Source organism: Flavobacterium helocola (assembly GCF_038289885.1).
In the GTDB taxonomy this organism is placed as follows: Bacteria; Bacteroidota; Bacteroidia; order Flavobacteriales; family Flavobacteriaceae; genus Flavobacterium; species Flavobacterium cheniae.
On record NZ_JBBYHT010000001.1, the window covers coordinates 673,734 to 689,815 of the forward strand.

A 16,082-nucleotide genomic window follows, 5' to 3' on the forward strand; every position below is an offset into this window, starting at 1 on the left:
TAGCAAGCATAAAAAAAGCGACTCAAATCGAGTCGCGTTTGTTTTTATAGAAATTGTAATTAGTTGATTACAATATTGTCTAATTGCATTGTTGTAGTTGGACCACCAGTACCATTTCCAACATATTCAAATACGAAGAAACCGTTACCAGTAACTCCAGCAGGAATGTTGTAAACACCACTTGGAGTAAAAGAAGCAGGATAACCACTTGGTAAACCTGGTGAAATGGTAAAACTAGATGTAATGTCTATTAACGTTGCTGAGGTAATTTGTGTCCCCGGAACATAATTAGTTGTGTAATATACTTTTAAAACATTTCCATTTGCAAAACCAGCTTTTGTTTCGAATGAAAGCGTATTTGCTGCTGTCATATTAACAGGAACAATAAACAATGATCTGTTTGCTTCTGGTGTTCCTCCAAAAGAAGACATCTGAATGTAAGTATTAGATGGTGTTCCAAATACTTTTCTTTCCCAATATCTACTTCCAACTGCAGCATCATTAATGTATTTTGGGAAGTTTCTTTGATTTGTAGTTGTATATGAAGTGAAAGGCTCATTTAGAGTTGCATCATAAACAATTGCTGAACCTCCAATTGGTGGAGAAGAATCAAACCTTGGATTAGTTAAATTTACATCATTAATAGTTCTTACCATAAATTGGAAGTCACTGTTGTATTTTGTTAATACACCTCTGATTTTTCCACTTAAAGCAGGGATTTGATTTCCAGAAAAATTTGCGAACTCACTAACACGAACAAAAATTCTATTTCCAGATTGATCAATTATTTCATGATTAGTAGCACCACCAATATTACTTGGATAAGTTGGGCTTGTAAAGTTTAATGCAGGATAATTATCATCATAATACTTACCGCCAACTGAACCATCTGTAAACTGAACAGCATCAAATTCAATCAACATGTTGGTGTTTAGATTGTTTTTTGCTTGTGCAATAGTCATTCGTTTTACAATTGTTTCTTCATCAACTTTTGTACAAGAACGATTTATTACATTTTCATATTCTACACCAGAAATTCTTCCTACTCTGTCATCACTAGGATTGTCAGGAGTGTCATTATTGTATAATGAACCAATTTCTAAAGAAGCAATTTGACTATTGTTATGAAAATGTCTATTTTTCATATTAATAGTAACTTTTCTACCAGGCTCAAATTTAGTATATAAGTTGTATGCATCAACTGGCATAGTAAATCCTTTGTTTCCATCAAGAGAAATTAATGAAATAGACTTGTAGAAGTTTCCACCTTCATCACTTGAAGTAACATAAGCTTCAATAAAATCATCATTTGTGTATTGCTGCGCAGTTGCATTTGCTAAAGTTGCAATTTCTTGAACTGTTTTTGTTGCAGTAATATCTACACATTCTCCTGATAAATCAGGACTACCATAATCGTCACCGTTTACACAACCAACAAGAGCTGAAAGTAAACCGACAGTTAAAATAAGTTTTAAATTTTTCATAGCTATTAATTTTTGAGAATTAGTATGTTGTCAACTTCCCAAGTTGTTGAGGCACTACTTGTTGAAGTATATCTGAATGCAATACGTACATTTCCACCAACAAATGAAGAGATATCAATGTTCCCAGAATTTGTCCAAACGAAAGAGGCTGTATTAGTATCTAATGTAGCCGATAAATTTGTCCAAGTTGCAGCATTTGGATTTCCTGTAGTATAATCAGTAGAAATTTTGATTTCTAATGGGTTACCTGTAAATCTTGAAGCTGTTTGGAATGTTAACATTGCTCCTTCTTCTGAACTTAAATCAATTTCAGGAGAAATTAACCAGTCTTCGTTAACATTATTCGAACCCGAAGCAAATCCAGACATTACAGCACAACTACCAGGATTTCCAAATTGAGTATCTAGTCTCCATTCTTGCGCGCCTGTTACACTGATTTTTGTCCAATCATTCCAATTCGTTTCGAACCCCTCACTAAAAAGAGGCACATTTAAGGTAGGAATAACATAATCATCATCTCCTACACAACTTGTTAAAGCACTTGTACTAAGTGCTAACAAGAAAATTGATTTTAAAAAATTATTTTTCATAGTAAATTTTTTTAGAAATTAATGTAGAAGTTAACAAAGAATGTTCTTCCATAACCGTAAAAATATTTAGGTCCAAAAGCACGAGTTCCACTTGCTAAATCCTGCTGTAAATCTGGGTAAGTTGCCTTACGAGATTGTTCAAATCCACCTGTTTTATATTGGATATCAAAAACGTTGTTAATAGATGCGAAGAAACCAACAGTATTACGATTAGCTTTGCTAATTCTCCAAGATTTTCCACCTGTTAAGTTTACAAGTGTAAAACCATCAAATTCTTCTTGTTTTAATACTTCTCTAACATTTTCTTCAGTTGCTCCTGGGAATGATACACCAGAATTGTCAAGACTAAAGTTGTCGGTTCTTAAAACACTTGAAACATCTAAATAAGTGTTTCCTAAATAGTTTACATTTGCTCCAATCCACCAGAAGTTAGGGTCTCTATATTCTAAACCAAAAGAAGCAGCTGTTTGTGGCATGCCAGGTTGGCGGTAATTTTTTAAATATACAGTTCCAAAGTCTGTAATTGGATCGTTTCCTGTAGCAGCAATATTGTCGTCATTCGTTTTCAGTTTTGCGTTGTCTGAATAAATGTATTGTCCGTAAGACGCAGCAGCAGTTGCTTTAATAGTTGAAGTAATTTGGTATTCTAAACCTAATTCAACTCCCATATTTTGTTTTTCGATTCCAGTAACGATTTCACTTACGAATGAATCTTCGTCCCCTTCAGTATCACCAATGTTTTCTGCATAGAAAAATGAAATTTCTGTAGCGTCTTGAATTTTTGAGTAAAAACCTGTTAAACGACCTTTAAATTTAGGTGCTCTAATGATGTAACTACCATCTGCACTAACTACAGATTCGCTAGTAATGTCTGGAGTAATTACATTATTCAAACGTGCATTAGAAAATGAATTTCTTAATGTTGGCGCTTTAGTCATGTAAAGTCCATTAAAGTCTAATAAGTGTCTACCTGTAAGTTTATAAGTTAAACCTCCTTTGAAACCAAAGTTTTCAAAAACAATTCTATCGCTTTTTCCAAATGAGTTGTCTGCATAAATACCATTTCTATAAATACCTTCTCTTTGGTATTCAGTTCTAGAAAATGATTGAGCTAAATAAAAGTCTGCTTTGTCATAAGTAAACTTAAATTGAGTAAATCCATCAAAAGTTAAAGCATGTAATAAATAATTGTAACCATATTTATCACCTTCTACAACTTGTCTGTTTGGATTATTTAAGTCTGGTTGTGAAGCATCTCCTGTAAAAAATTGATCTACATCAGAGAAATATTGACCTCCTAATAAATCTAATACGTTTTGGAAATTGTGAGATCTTAACTTTCTGAAGTTAGCTCCAGCATTTAAACTTATATTATCAGAAAGGTTTGAATTTAAAATAGTATTTGCACTTAATAAATTATCATCTGTTCTGTCTTCATACAATACATAAATACTTCTTCCTGCATTTGCACTATTTTGATTAGCTAAATACATTGCAGTCCAATCAATCTGACTATTAGCTAAGAAATAATCTCTAGCAATATCTGCTTGTGGATAGTTTGGTTGCCAAACACCAGAAGCTGTGTGATAATTCAAATAATAACTTGGTAAATTTCTGTAGTAAGTTGGATCTGGATTATTACCACCTTGAAAGTCTAGTCTTGAATTCCCGATACGACCTGTTTGGAATGCAACATTTGTATTTAATGTCGTTTTTTCAGATAATTTCCAGTAATGTGATAACATAGTAATAGGTTCTTCTAAATCTTTATCTCTAGAATTACGTTTTTTACCATCTTGCCATCCCCAGTAAGAGTTGTATTCAACACCCATTAAATCAGTTACTTCTTTAGTGTTTGGTGAATTTTTACCTCTACTGTTTTGAGCGTAGATTGCAGTTAAGTTTAAACTATGTTTGTCATTAAACTTTTTCTCAACACTGGCAAACAACGAATTTGCAGCATAATCTGTTCCTTCAAAATAACCTTCTTGAGCCCATCTTCTTGATGCTGAAACCACAAACGCCCATCCGTCTTTGTTCATTCCTGAAGCATGAGTTCCCATTAATCTCCAGCTATAGTTAGTATTCGTTCCAGACATCGAAATTCTTGAACCTGGACGGTAAAAAGAAGCTCTTGTGTTAATTTCTTGTGTTCCTAAAGGCCCCCCAAAAGTGTAGTCTGAAGGTTTAGAACCCATTGTAAATTCTTGGTTTCTAGTGGCGTCATTTAATCCACCCCAGTTTCCCCATTGTGGTCTACCATCGTATATTTTATTCATTACGATACCATTTATCATTGTGGTACCATTTTCATTGTCTAAACCTCTAATTCTAAAACGCGCTTGACCCCAGTTGAAAGCAGCTGCTTGCTGATAAGTATCTCTTGTAGCTTGTAATAAACCTGCCGTACTTTCAGAGCCACTGTTATCATCACCTAAGTCGTTTTCTGTAATTGTAACTAAACTTAATTGTTGTTCAGAAGTAATGTCTTCCTCTAATAAAACAACGCCTAAATCGATAGCCTCTCCAGTAGTTGCCTCAATCACAAGAGTTTGTTGGATATATCCCGAAGTTTTGATAATCAATACTTGATCACCTGAAGGGATAGTTTGGAATACAAAGTCACCATTGAAATTAGTCAATACGGTTTGAGTCGTGTTTCTAATTTCAGCAACTACGTTTTGTAATGGTTTTTGACTTTTAGCATCGATAACCTTACCTTTTAAGGCTGGATTTTGCTGTGCAAAAACAAAAACGGCTTGCAGCACTAGTAAAGTGCTCAATACAAGTTTTTTCATAAAGAATATTATTATTAATACTTATTTAACGTTAAGTGGTTTAAAACTTAACAGCCTGCAAATGTATAACTTTTAATAATATTATTTACCTTTGGCACCCAATTTGTAATAAACTTGATATTAATATAACATTTGATTTATGAAAATTAAACACCTTTTGGTCGTATTTACCGTGATTTTATCTGTAAATAGTGCTTTTTCTCAAGATAAAAAATTTAAAGTGCATACGGTTGCATTTTATAATTTCGAGAACTTATTTGACACAATTAATGATCCAGACACTTACGATGAAGAATATACGCCAGTAAATGGTTGGAATTCAAAAAATTATAAAAAGAAATTAGATAACCTAAGTCGTGTTCTTATCGAGTTAGGTACTAGCGAAGCTCAAAAAAACTCTCCAGTTATTATTGGCGCTTGCGAAATTGAAAATAGAAGAGTTTTAGAAGACTTAGTGAAACATCCTACTTTAATAAATAAAGGATATAAAGTTGTTCACTTTGATTCTCCAGATAAACGTGGAATTGATGTTGGGTTTTTATATCAAGAAAAACATTTTCAACCTACAAGTTATATAAATGTTCCGTTATACGTTTATGAAACAGAATCTGCATCTGATAAAAAAGACAAAAAAGAAGAGGAAGAGGTGGAAGAAAATGTAAACTACGATAAAAAAACCAAAAGAATTTATACACGTGATCAACTTTTAGTTACAGGTTTATTAGATGGGGAAGAAATTAATGTAATTGTAAACCACTGGCCATCACGTTCTGGAGGTGAAAAAAGAAGTAGCCCTTATCGCGAAGCAGCTGGTAGATTGAACAGAAAAATCATGGATTCTATTATCAAAATCAACCCAAATGCTAAGTTTATTACTATGGGAGATTTAAATGACGGAGCTTACAACAAAAGTGTAAAACAAGGTATCGGTGCTAAACTGAAAAAAACAGAATTAAAAGAGCCAAGAGATGTTTACAATCCATTTGAGCAAATGGCAAAAGAGGGACATGCTTCTTTATTCTACAGAGATTCAGGAGATATTTTCGATCAAATTATGGTAAGTCAACAACTGGTTCCAGCCGATAATAATGATTATGGTTCATTTAAATATTGGAAAGCAGGTATTTATAACAAGCCTTTCTTAATTCAAAAAACAGGACAATGGAAAGGATATCCACTTCGTAATCAAAACGGAGTTCCAGGATTTTCAGATCACTTTCCAGTTTATATTTATTTAGTAAAAGAAGTGAAGTAATTCCAATCATAATAATTTAATAAGGTTAGTTTGCAATAAAATGCAGCTAACCTTTTTTCTTTTTAGTAACTTTACCTTTTTAAATTGCATAAGATGAAAATTAAAAAACCATTTAATCTTAATCATTGGATTGAAGAAAACCGACAGTTTTTGAAGCCACCGGTTGGAAACAAAACCATTTATGATGAATCTTCAGATGATTATATTGTTATGGTAGTGGGTGGACCCAATGCGCGAAAAGACTATCACTACAATGAAACAGAAGAGTTGTTTTATCAATTAGAAGGTGAAATTACCATCTATGTTCAGGAAGATGGTATAAAGAAAGCAATGAAATTAGGACCAGGCGATATGTATTTGCATCCTGCTAAAGTACCGCATTCACCAGCAAGAACAGCTGGTTCAGTGGGATTGGTAATCGAAAGAAAACGCGCTGGAAAAGGATTCAATGATGGTTTACTTTGGTTTTGTGATAATTGCAATCATAAATTACACGAAGTATATTTCGAATTACACGACATTGAAAAAGACTTTCTTCCACATTTTAGTACGTTCTACAATTCGGAAGAGAAAAGAACATGTAAAAAATGTGGTACTGTAATGGAAACCAATCCTAAGTTTACGACTAAGAAATAGTTAAAAAACAGCTGTGTAACTTGAGACACATAATTATTAAAATATATTTTTTACATTTGTAAAAATTTAACAAAAACCGAATAAAAAGTTATAAAATGATATCTGAAGCAGCAATTCAATTTGGTATGCAAGAAGCTTTGCAACAATTAGGCATTAAAGAAATTAACGAAGGAACTTCTACTGGAACAAAGTGGTTTTCTAACGGAAAAATCATCGAATCATATTCACCAGCAACAGGAGATTTGATTGGAAAAGTAAAATCTTCAACAAAAGAAGATTACGAAACAGCAATGAGTGCTGCAGAAGAAGCTTTCAAAACATGGCGTTTGGTTCCGGCTCCAAAAAGAGGGGAAATCGTGCGTCAAATGGGAGAAGAATTACGTAAACATAAAGAAGCATTAGGAAAATTAGTGTCTTTTGAAATGGGTAAATCGTATCAAGAAGGTCTTGGAGAAGTTCAGGAAATGATTGATATCTGTGATTTCGCAGTAGGTTTATCACGTCAATTACACGGATTAACGATGCATTCAGAGCGTCCAATGCACAGAATGTATGAGCAATGGCATCCGTTTGGAATTGTTGGAATCATTTCGGCTTTCAACTTCCCGGTAGCAGTTTGGTCTTGGAACACGATGTTAGCTTGGATTTGTGGTGATGTTTGTATTTGGAAACCAAGTTCAAAAACGCCTTTATGTGGTGTAGCATGTCAAAACATCATTCAAACGGTATTAGAAAGAAACAATTTACCAGAAGGAATCAGCTGTTTAGTGGTTGGTAACGAATCGGGTGATTTAATCAATAACGACAAACGTATTCCATTAGTATCGTTTACAGGTTCTACAAGAATTGGTCGTCACGTATCAAAAACGGTAGCTGAGCGTTTTGGAAATACCATTTTAGAATTAGGTGGAAACAACGCGATTATCGTTTCTCAAGAAGCTGATTTATCAATGGTATTGGTAGGAGCGGTATTTGGAGCGGTAGGAACAGCAGGTCAACGTTGTACTTCAACTCGTAGATTAATTGTTCACGAAAGTGTTTACGATAAAACATTAGACGTTTTAGCTAAAGCGTATGCACAGTTAAAAATAGGAAATCCATTAGACGCTAACAATCACGTGGGACCACTTATCGATAAAGGTGCGGTTCAAGACTATTTAGATGCGATTGCAAAAGCGAAAGCTGAAGGCGGAAGAGTAATTGTAGAAGGTGGTGTTTTAGAAGGAAAAGGATACGAAAGTGGTTGTTATGTAAAACCATGTATTATTGAAGCTAAAAACGAGTTCGAAATCGTACAACACGAAACTTTTGCTCCAGTTTTATATGTAATGAAATACAGCACAATTGAAGAAGCGATTGCTATGCAAAATGCAGTTCCTCAAGGATTATCTTCTTCTATCTTTACTAACAACATGAGAGAAATGGAATTATTCCTTTCTGCTGCGGGTTCTGATTGTGGTATTGCTAATGTAAACATTGGAACTTCAGGTGCTGAAATTGGTGGTGCTTTTGGCGGTGAAAAAGAAACAGGTGGTGGCCGTGAATCAGGTTCTGATGCATGGAAAGCTTACATGAGAAGACAAACTAACACCATTAACTACGGTACAGCGTTACCGTTGGCTCAAGGTATTAAGTTTGATTTTTAAAATAAGTGATTAGTGAAAAGTAATTAGTGATTAGTTACTTTTTGGATATAGAAAAACCCTGCAAGATGATTGCAGGGTTTTTTGTTTATTTAAATTGATTTTTTATTCAGTTCCAAATAATTTTCCGTTGAATGTATGGGTACAACAATCACAGAATGGTTTCATGTCAACAGCTTTTAAATCGGCATTACAAAGCTGTAACACCCCATTTTCATCAACATATAAACCAGAAAAATAAGAAGATTCACCAATTCCGATGTAATCTTTTTTATCTTCTTCTCTTAAAGCTACCATGGAAAAAATAGGATTTGTTTTATCTAATCTAGACTTAGCTTCACTAAAAACTTCATCCCAGTTTTTACCTACTTTTGACAACAAAAATCTAAATAGAGGTGTATAATCTAATCCTCTTTCGGTTTTACCAGACATTTTTCCTTTAGTTTGCTCTAAAGTTTCCTTCTTTTTGTTTCTTGTGTTTTTAAAGTCGCTACCAAAATTATGGTGTACATTAAAAGTTTTGGTATTTACTTTTCTAAATAATTTTGACTTTTCTTTATTCATAAAGATAAAAATACAAATTATTATTGTGTTATACTAGTTGTCTAAAGTTTTCCAAAAAATAATAATTATAGAAAGAAGAAAAAAGTAAAACCAAAACCCCACAAATCAAATTTGCAGGGTTTTCTTAATACTTTAAGATTTGTATTAGTCAAAAGATATTCGAGCCATACGCATGATGTGTTTTTAATTTATTTAGCGTATTAGAACTAGCTTTTAAATAACTAAAAACAAAAAATCCCGATTCGTGAGAATCGGGATTTTTTTATTATGTTTTAAAATATATATTAATCTAAATAATAAATGTAACCTACATGAAACCATAAGTTCCAGTCGTTCGCTTTGTTTTCTGTATAAATTTCAGGATTAGGATTTAAACCGTCAACCCAGTCAGAAAAATAATATTGCCATCTTACTTCAGCAAATAAATCAGATAATTCAGTTAATTTATAACGTGTTCCAACACTTGAAACAACCGACCAAGTACTACCACCTTCTTTAGACCAAGCTCCGTAGTATTTAATTGGAGTAGAAATTGGAGTATCCATCGGACCTAATTCAGAGTAAGTCCCGTTTTGGAAAAAAGTATAGTGAGCACCTAAACCAATAAATGGAGCCCAAGCGCCATCAGTAGCTGTAAATTCACGAATACTTAATGGAAAAAACTCTAATTGCATACCAATATCAGTAACCTTAGCTTCACCTTTCATTGCTCTTAATTGAGCTGCTGTAATTGAACTTCTGTCTACCCATTTACCAAAGTGTTGTAATTGAGTACTATTGTAAGATAACTCAGAGCGTACTTTGAAGTGATCGTTAAAATAAGTTTCAGGAGTGTAACAATTACATTCTGCACGATAAGCAAAATTCATATAGTGAACTAAACCAATACCAAAGCCTGTGTTTCCAGCATTAGTTTCAAAATCGTGTCTTACTCCAAAATCAGATTGAAAAGCAACTCCTCCAACAAATGCTCCAACTTCATGAGAGAAGCCAAATTGTGCAGTCATTGATAAATTTGCTCCTAAAAGCAACATTAATAGGTATTTAATTTTTTTAGTCATCGCTAAAATTTTTCCATTATCGGACAAATATATAAAAACAAACTGCACTTCAAAAAAAAAAGAATGTTTTTCTTGTGTAAAAAACACAACTTAATACGATTAGTTAAATATTAGATAACAAGTGGTATAAATTTTTCTTAAAAATATACCAAGTAATTTTTAAAATGTATATTTGTCGACTTAAATTTTGCGAATTTGATAATTTAAGTAAAAAAACATATTTAACGAATTAGTTTAGCTACAAGTTTAATAGTATAATGGAACAAAAAATTAATGATTTTATGGCGCTTGTTGAGGCCAAAAATCCAAACGAGCCTGAGTTTTTACAAGCAGTAAAAGAATTTGCTGAAACAGTAATGCCTTTTATTGCCAATGAAAAAAAGTATGATGGAAAAAATGTACTTCTAAGAATGGCTGAGCCAGAGCGTTCAGTGATTTTCAGAGTGCCATGGGTTGATGATAAAGGAGAAATCCAAGTAAACAGAGGTTTCCGTATTCAGATGAATTCTGCAATCGGACCTTACAAAGGAGGTCTTCGTTTTCATCCAACAGTAAATTTATCAGTACTTAAGTTTTTAGCTTTTGAACAAGTATTTAAAAATAGTTTAACTACACTTCCTATGGGAGGTGGAAAAGGAGGTTCTGATTTTGATCCACAAGGAAAATCAGACGCTGAAGTTATGCGTTTTTGCCAATCGTTTATGACAGAATTATGCCGTCATATTGGTCCAGATTTAGACGTTCCTGCCGGAGATATCGGTGTTGGAGCAAGAGAAATTGGATACATGTTTGGTCAATATAAGAGAATAAGAAATGAATTTACAGGAGTTTTAACTGGAAAAGGGTTAGCTTATGGAGGTTCTTTAATTCGTCCAGAAGCAACAGGTTATGGTGTAGTTTATTTTACTCAACAAATGTTGAGAACCAAAGGTGAAACAATTGAAGGGAAAACAGTTGCTATTTCTGGTTTTGGAAATGTGGCTTGGGGAGTAGCTTTAAAAGTGAATGAATTGGGAGGTAAATTAGTTACCATTTCAGGTCCTGATGGATATATTTATGATGCTGACGGAATTTCTGGAGAGAAAATCGAATTCATGTTAGAAATGAGAGCTAGCGGAAACAATAGAGCTGAAAGTTTTGCTGAAAAATTCCCAAGTGCTGTTTTCCACAAAGGAAAAAGTCCATGGGAAGCAAAAGTGGATATCGCTATTCCTTGTGCAACTCAAAACGAATTAAATGAAGAAGATGCAAAAAAATTAATTGCAAATGGTGTTATGTGTGTAACTGAAGCAGCAAACATGCCATGTACATTAGATGCTATCAAGCAATTCTTAGATGCAAAAGTTTTATTTGCTCCAGGAAAAGCAGCTAATGCAGGAGGTGTTGCAGCATCTGGTTTAGAGATGACACAAAACTCTATTCGTTTAAACTGGACAAGTGAAGAAGTAGATGCTCGTTTAAAAGACATCATGACAGGTATTCACAGTCAGTGTAAAAAATACGGAACAGAAGAAGATGGTTATGTAAACTATGTTAAAGGAGCCAATATTGCTGGTTTCGTTAAAGTGGCTGACGCTATGTTAGCTCAAGGTGTAGTATAATAACAAACTTTGAATTATATAAAAAGCTCTTTTAGGAAACTAAAAGGGCTTTTTTCTTTTATGAAATATATCAAAATTAAAATTAATACGTTTGTAGTATATTTGTATTAAATACTTGCGATGAAAAAAGCGATTTATATTTTTATATTTTTTATTTCCCATTATTTTTTTGGGCAACAAAGCAATCAATTGTGGAAAGGTTATTTTTCTTACAATGAAATTGTAGATGTTGAATCGTCGACTAATGCCGTGTTTGCCTCGACTCAAAATGCTCTTTTTTCACAAGTAGTCGCATCTTCTAATTTGAATGTTTACAATTCAATTACAGGGTTAAAACCAGATGTTATAACTACAATTCACCATTCAGATGCTTTTAATAAAACATTTGTTGGAAATAATAATGGTTTAATTTTAATACAAAATGCAGATGGTTCTGTTACTACTAAAGTAGATGTTATTGAAGAAGTGCCTGTGCCACCTAACAAAAAGAAAATTAATGATTTTTATGAATTCAATGGTCGCTTGTATATTGCTACAGATTATGGAATTTCTGTAATCGATATTGCTACATCTGAATTTATTTCAACCTATTTTATTGGTACATCAGGAGAAGAAACAGAAGTGCTTCAAACCACCGTTTTTAATAATGAAATTTATGCCGTTACAAGAAGTTTTGGCATTAGAAAAGCAAATTTAAATAATCCTAATTTGTTTGATTTTAGTCAATGGCAAACTTTTGATGCTGGATTTTGGTTTGGAATCGTAACTTTTAATAATCAATTGATTGCAACAAACGCAAACGCTAGAACGTATCGATTTAATGGAGGTACAGCATTTGAGATTTTAAATCATAATCAAGCAGGATTAAAATTAAAGACAAACGGAACGGAGCTTATAGTAACTACTCAAAACAACGTGTATGTTTTAAATCAATCATTTTCAATTTTAGCTCATATAACTCAAATTCCCAATTTTACTGTGCGCTTTACAGCTGCTTCTGTTGTTGGAGGAATTATATACATTGGAACTGAGAAAGAAGGGTTGTTTTCAACGAGTTTGTCAAATCCGACGGTATTTACTGCAATGTCTCCAAACGGACCCCTTCAAAACAGCACTTTTAGATTAAAAAAAGCGACTAATAAAATTTGGGTAGTACATGGCGATTATAGTCAGTCATTTAATCCTTATCCACTTGATGAATTAGGCATTAGTACATTTACAGCAGATCAAGGTTGGGATATAATTCCATATAGCGATTTAAGTGGTGCAAAATCTTTGTCGGATATTGCAATTAATCCATCTAACCAAAATCAAGTATATGTAACGTCATATTTTTCTGGACTCTTAAAAATGTTTGGAAACACAATTGAATTGTTCAATAATACAAACACAGGTGCAAATGGGCTAGAGTCTCTAGTTTTGCCAGGGAATCCAACTTATGTTGATATTCGAATTAATAGTCCAGCCTTTGATAGAGAAGGCAATCTTTGGGTAACAAATGCGTATGTAAATAGAGGAATCAAAGTTTTAAGAGCTAACGGACAATGGCAATCCTATAATTTATCTGGAATAACAGCAAATTTATCTACCGGAAGATATAACGCAATGTCTATCGATAAAAATAGTACCAAATGGATACCTGCTTATAATGACGGAGTTGTAGCTTTTAATGAAAATTACAGTAATAAGTTTATTGTAATTAACCAAGAAAATGCAGATCTTCCTACTACGGTTGTAAATTGTGTGGCTATAGATAACCGCAATCAATTGTGGATTGGAACAATGGCTGGTTTGCGAGTCTTATCTAGTGTTGACAGATTTATTTCAGAAACAGAATTAGACGTTTTTCCAATTATTATTCAAGAAGGTGATTTGGCTCAAGAACTGTTCTTTCAGCAACCTATTTTAGATATTGCTGTAGATGGAGCCAATAGAAAATGGGTTTCAATTGCAGATGGAGGTGTTTTCTTAGTTTCTTCAAACGGTCAGCAAACCATTTACCGCTTTGACAAAGGTAATTCACCATTACCCAGTAATAATGTATTAGATATTGAAATTGATGGAGTATCTGGAGAAGTGTTTTTTGCCACAGATAAAGGAATTGTTTCGTTTTTAGGAACTTCAACTAAACCAAGTGATAGTTTAGGAGATGTTTTTGTATACCCAAATCCAGTACGACCAGAATTTTCAGGAACAGTAAAAATTAGCGGTTTAACCGACAAAGCTAATATCAAAATCACAGATATCGAAGGGAATTTAGTTTATGAAACCACTTCATCAGGAGGAACTATTGAATGGGACACCAAAGCTTTCGGAAAACATAAAGTAGCATCCGGAGTTTATATGATTTTTGTAGCAAGTCAAGATGGAACCGATTCTACCGTTAAAAAAGTTATGATTATTAGATAGTTATGAATATTCAATTAGATTCAAACGAAAAACGATTTTATCTATCTCTAGCTATACTTTTTCTTTTTTTCTATTTTTTTAGAATATTGTCAAAAAATTATTTTTTAGTAGATTCCTATGAATACATCGAAATAGCAAAGTACATTTCTAATCAAATGTTTTTTGACTCAAGTATTAACCCTTCATTATTAACCAAAAGACCATTTTTTTACCCTTTATTTCTATCTTTTCTTTTAAAGTTCAAAATTGAAATTATAATTCTTATTCAGACATTTTTTGCTTTTTCAAATAGTTTTATTTTGGTTCAAATTTTAAAAAAATTTAACGTCCAAATAAGACCTTATCATGTTCTTTTTTTTCTTTTAACTCCATCAATTTTTATATATTCTCAATTAATTATGTCTGAATGGTTATTGATGTTATTAATTAATTTAAAGTTTTGGCTTTTCACACAAAAATGGTCAAATCGTAATTTTTTCTTCATTCAAATCTTAACCATTTTATTAGCTTTTACTAAACCTGTATTTTATCCATTTATATTTTTGAATTTTGTTTACTTTTTTATTTTCTTTTTTAAGAAAAAGGTTTTTAGTTTTTTCATATTTCTTCCCATTATACTTTTACAATTATATTTACATCATAACGAAACACGAACGGGTTACAAGCATTTTTCTTCAATAGAAAATAAAAACCTAATTAATTATAATTTGTTTTATTTTAAATCATTTACAGACTCTCCAAAAAAAGCTCAAGTATGGTTAGATTCAATTTATAATGGAGAGTATAAGAAAATGGATTTTCAAAAACAAAATGAATACTTAAAACAAATAGGAATTTCAACAATTAAAGATGATTTTTTTAGATATACTTTTTATCATGTTGTAAATGCTTTTAGAGGAGTTTTAGATCCTGGTCGTTTTGATTTAATGACATTTTTCAAGAAAGAGGATGGAAATCAAGGTTTTTTGGAAATTTTAAATGGTAAGAAGCGGTTTTCAAGTTTATTTGAAAACAATTTTTTTGTTCTCTATTTACTTTTAATTCCAGTTTTTTTGTTTGCTATATTGAAGGTTTTTTTATTTTCTTATGCTTTAATCTTCAACAGATATAGTTTTTACTTGAATTACATAATAATGCTGTTTTTTTATTGTATTTTAATTACAGGTCCAATCAATTGCTCAAGGTTTATGATGCCATTACAAGGAATCATTTTTGTTTTTTGTATCGTTGGGATAAATTCATATTATAAAAAAAAGAATATCAATGCTAGTCAAAACTAAAGCCATCGTACTTTCTTCCTTAAAGTTTCAAGAAAAAAGCTTGATTGTAAAGTGTTTTACACAATCAGATGGTTTAAAAAGTTATTTTGTACAAAGCGCTTATTCTAATAAAAAAGCCAATCAAAAAATCGCTTATTTTCAGCCATTAACGATTATTGAAATCGAAGCCAATCACAAGAATAAAGGCACGCTCGAACATTTTAAAGAAATCCGATTAGCGCACAGCTATTACACTATAAATACAGATATTGTTAAAAGTACGATTGTAATTTTTCTCTCCGAAATTCTGCATCACGCCATCAAAGAAGAAGAAAAAAACCAAAATTTATTCTCGTTTTTAGAAACGGCGCTACTTTGGTTAGATACACACGACGAAATGACGAATTTTCATCTAATTTTAATGATGGAAGTTACTAAATATCTTGGTTTTTATCCCGATGTAACCGAAATAGATTTTCCTTTTTTCGATACTAAAGAAGGTTATTTTACGCCTTTTCAAAGTGTAAATTCGTTAACCGAACACGAAACGCATTTGTTCAAAAAATTATTGGATTTAAAATTTGATGCCGACCAAAAAGTATTTGCTGGAATAGAACGTCAAATTTTGCTGAAAATCCTCTTAGATTTCTACACCTTACATCTCGATGGCTTTAAAAAACCAAAATCGTTAGAAGTTTTAAAAGAAGTTTTTTCCTAAGTCTTAACTTTTACCTTTTACTTTTTGCCTTTTACCTTTAAATCATTACTTTCGCAAATTGATT

At 32.3% G+C, this 16,082-nt stretch carries 12 protein-coding genes; 7 read left to right on the forward strand and 5 right to left on the reverse strand.

From position 1 onward, the window contains the following. Positions 1-59: 59 nt before the first annotated feature. From AAEO58_RS03200 to AAEO58_RS03210, 3 genes are read right to left on the reverse strand one after another with little or no spacing between them, the layout of a single operon-like run. The gene (locus AAEO58_RS03200) at positions 60-1,484 is read right to left on the reverse strand and encodes a DUF5689 domain-containing protein (protein ID WP_341681872.1); all 1,425 of its coding nucleotides are present in this window, start codon (positions 1,482-1,484) and stop codon (positions 60-62) included. A 5-nt stretch (positions 1,485-1,489) separates the two neighbouring features. Continuing rightward, the gene (locus tag AAEO58_RS03205; RefSeq protein WP_341681874.1) at positions 1,490-2,074 is read right to left on the reverse strand and encodes a choice-of-anchor J domain-containing protein; all 585 of its coding nucleotides are present in this window, start codon (positions 2,072-2,074) and stop codon (positions 1,490-1,492) included. A gap of 11 nt (positions 2,075-2,085) precedes the next feature. Then, complete coding sequence (locus tag AAEO58_RS03210) at positions 2,086-4,872, reverse strand: carboxypeptidase-like regulatory domain-containing protein (protein WP_341681876.1); 2,787 nt, start codon at positions 4,870-4,872, stop codon at positions 2,086-2,088. Between the two features lie 139 nt (positions 4,873-5,011). Here AAEO58_RS03210 and AAEO58_RS03215 point away from each other — a divergent pair, with 139 nt between their 5' ends. The 3 genes from AAEO58_RS03215 (at position 5,012) to amaB (ending at position 8,409) form a co-directional block, all read left to right on the forward strand. After that, entirely contained in the window at positions 5,012-6,127 is a 1,116-nt protein-coding gene (locus AAEO58_RS03215) for an endonuclease/exonuclease/phosphatase family protein (protein ID WP_341681878.1), read from the forward strand. Between the two features lie 93 nt (positions 6,128-6,220). Then, positions 6,221-6,763, forward strand: coding sequence for a 3-hydroxyanthranilate 3,4-dioxygenase (locus AAEO58_RS03220; protein WP_341681880.1), 543 nt, complete (start codon positions 6,221-6,223; stop codon positions 6,761-6,763). Between the two features lie 95 nt (positions 6,764-6,858). Continuing rightward, on the forward strand, positions 6,859-8,409 hold the full coding sequence (gene amaB / locus AAEO58_RS03225; protein ID WP_423972051.1) for an L-piperidine-6-carboxylate dehydrogenase: 1,551 nt from the start codon (positions 6,859-6,861) through the stop codon (positions 8,407-8,409). A gap of 102 nt (positions 8,410-8,511) precedes the next feature. Here the strand turns inward: amaB and AAEO58_RS03230 are convergent, their stop codons facing one another. Beyond that, positions 8,512-8,970: a hypothetical protein gene (locus AAEO58_RS03230; protein ID WP_341681881.1), complete on the reverse strand. Its 459-nt coding sequence runs from the start codon at positions 8,968-8,970 to the stop codon at positions 8,512-8,514. A gap of 284 nt (positions 8,971-9,254) precedes the next feature. Beyond that, the gene (locus AAEO58_RS03235) at positions 9,255-10,031 is read right to left on the reverse strand and encodes a THC0290_0291 family protein (RefSeq protein WP_341681883.1); all 777 of its coding nucleotides are present in this window, start codon (positions 10,029-10,031) and stop codon (positions 9,255-9,257) included. A 257-nt stretch (positions 10,032-10,288) separates the two neighbouring features. Between AAEO58_RS03235 and gdhA the strand changes: the two genes are divergently transcribed. The 4 genes from gdhA (at position 10,289) to recO (ending at position 16,018) form a co-directional block, all read left to right on the forward strand. Further along, positions 10,289-11,632: an NADP-specific glutamate dehydrogenase gene (gdhA, locus tag AAEO58_RS03240; RefSeq protein ID WP_341681884.1), complete on the forward strand. Its 1,344-nt coding sequence runs from the start codon at positions 10,289-10,291 to the stop codon at positions 11,630-11,632. 120 nt (positions 11,633-11,752) lie between these two features. Next, positions 11,753-14,041, forward strand: coding sequence for a type IX secretion system anionic LPS delivery protein PorZ (gene porZ / locus AAEO58_RS03245; RefSeq protein WP_341681885.1), 2,289 nt, complete (start codon positions 11,753-11,755; stop codon positions 14,039-14,041). 707 nt (positions 14,042-14,748) lie between these two features. Beyond that, on the forward strand, positions 14,749-15,321 hold the full coding sequence (locus AAEO58_RS03250; RefSeq protein ID WP_341681887.1) for a hypothetical protein: 573 nt from the start codon (positions 14,749-14,751) through the stop codon (positions 15,319-15,321). Continuing rightward, positions 15,305-16,018 (forward strand): DNA repair protein RecO, encoded by a 714-nt coding sequence (gene recO / locus AAEO58_RS03255; protein WP_341681889.1) that lies wholly within the window; start codon positions 15,305-15,307, stop codon positions 16,016-16,018. The genes AAEO58_RS03250 and recO overlap by 17 nt, the downstream gene beginning before the upstream one ends. The last annotated feature ends 64 nt before the right edge of the window (positions 16,019-16,082 follow it).

Coding starts and splice junctions, on each gene's coding strand:
- AAEO58_RS03200 (WP_341681872.1), bottom strand. CDS start 1,484: ATGAAAAATTTAAAACTTATTTTAACTGTCGGTTTACTTTCAGCTCTT.
- AAEO58_RS03205 (WP_341681874.1), bottom strand. CDS start 2,074: ATGAAAAATAATTTTTTAAAATCAATTTTCTTGTTAGCACTTAGTACA.
- AAEO58_RS03210 (WP_341681876.1), bottom strand. CDS start 4,872: ATGAAAAAACTTGTATTGAGCACTTTACTAGTGCTGCAAGCCGTTTTT.
- AAEO58_RS03215 (WP_341681878.1), top strand. CDS start 5,012: ATGAAAATTAAACACCTTTTGGTCGTATTTACCGTGATTTTATCTGTA.
- AAEO58_RS03220 (WP_341681880.1), top strand. CDS start 6,221: ATGAAAATTAAAAAACCATTTAATCTTAATCATTGGATTGAAGAAAAC.
- amaB (WP_423972051.1), top strand. CDS start 6,859: ATGATATCTGAAGCAGCAATTCAATTTGGTATGCAAGAAGCTTTGCAA.
- AAEO58_RS03230 (WP_341681881.1), bottom strand. CDS start 8,970: ATGAATAAAGAAAAGTCAAAATTATTTAGAAAAGTAAATACCAAAACT.
- AAEO58_RS03235 (WP_341681883.1), bottom strand. CDS start 10,031: ATGACTAAAAAAATTAAATACCTATTAATGTTGCTTTTAGGAGCAAAT.
- gdhA (WP_341681884.1), top strand. CDS start 10,289: ATGGAACAAAAAATTAATGATTTTATGGCGCTTGTTGAGGCCAAAAAT.
- porZ (WP_341681885.1), top strand. CDS start 11,753: ATGAAAAAAGCGATTTATATTTTTATATTTTTTATTTCCCATTATTTT.
- recO (WP_341681889.1), top strand. CDS start 15,305: ATGCTAGTCAAAACTAAAGCCATCGTACTTTCTTCCTTAAAGTTTCAA.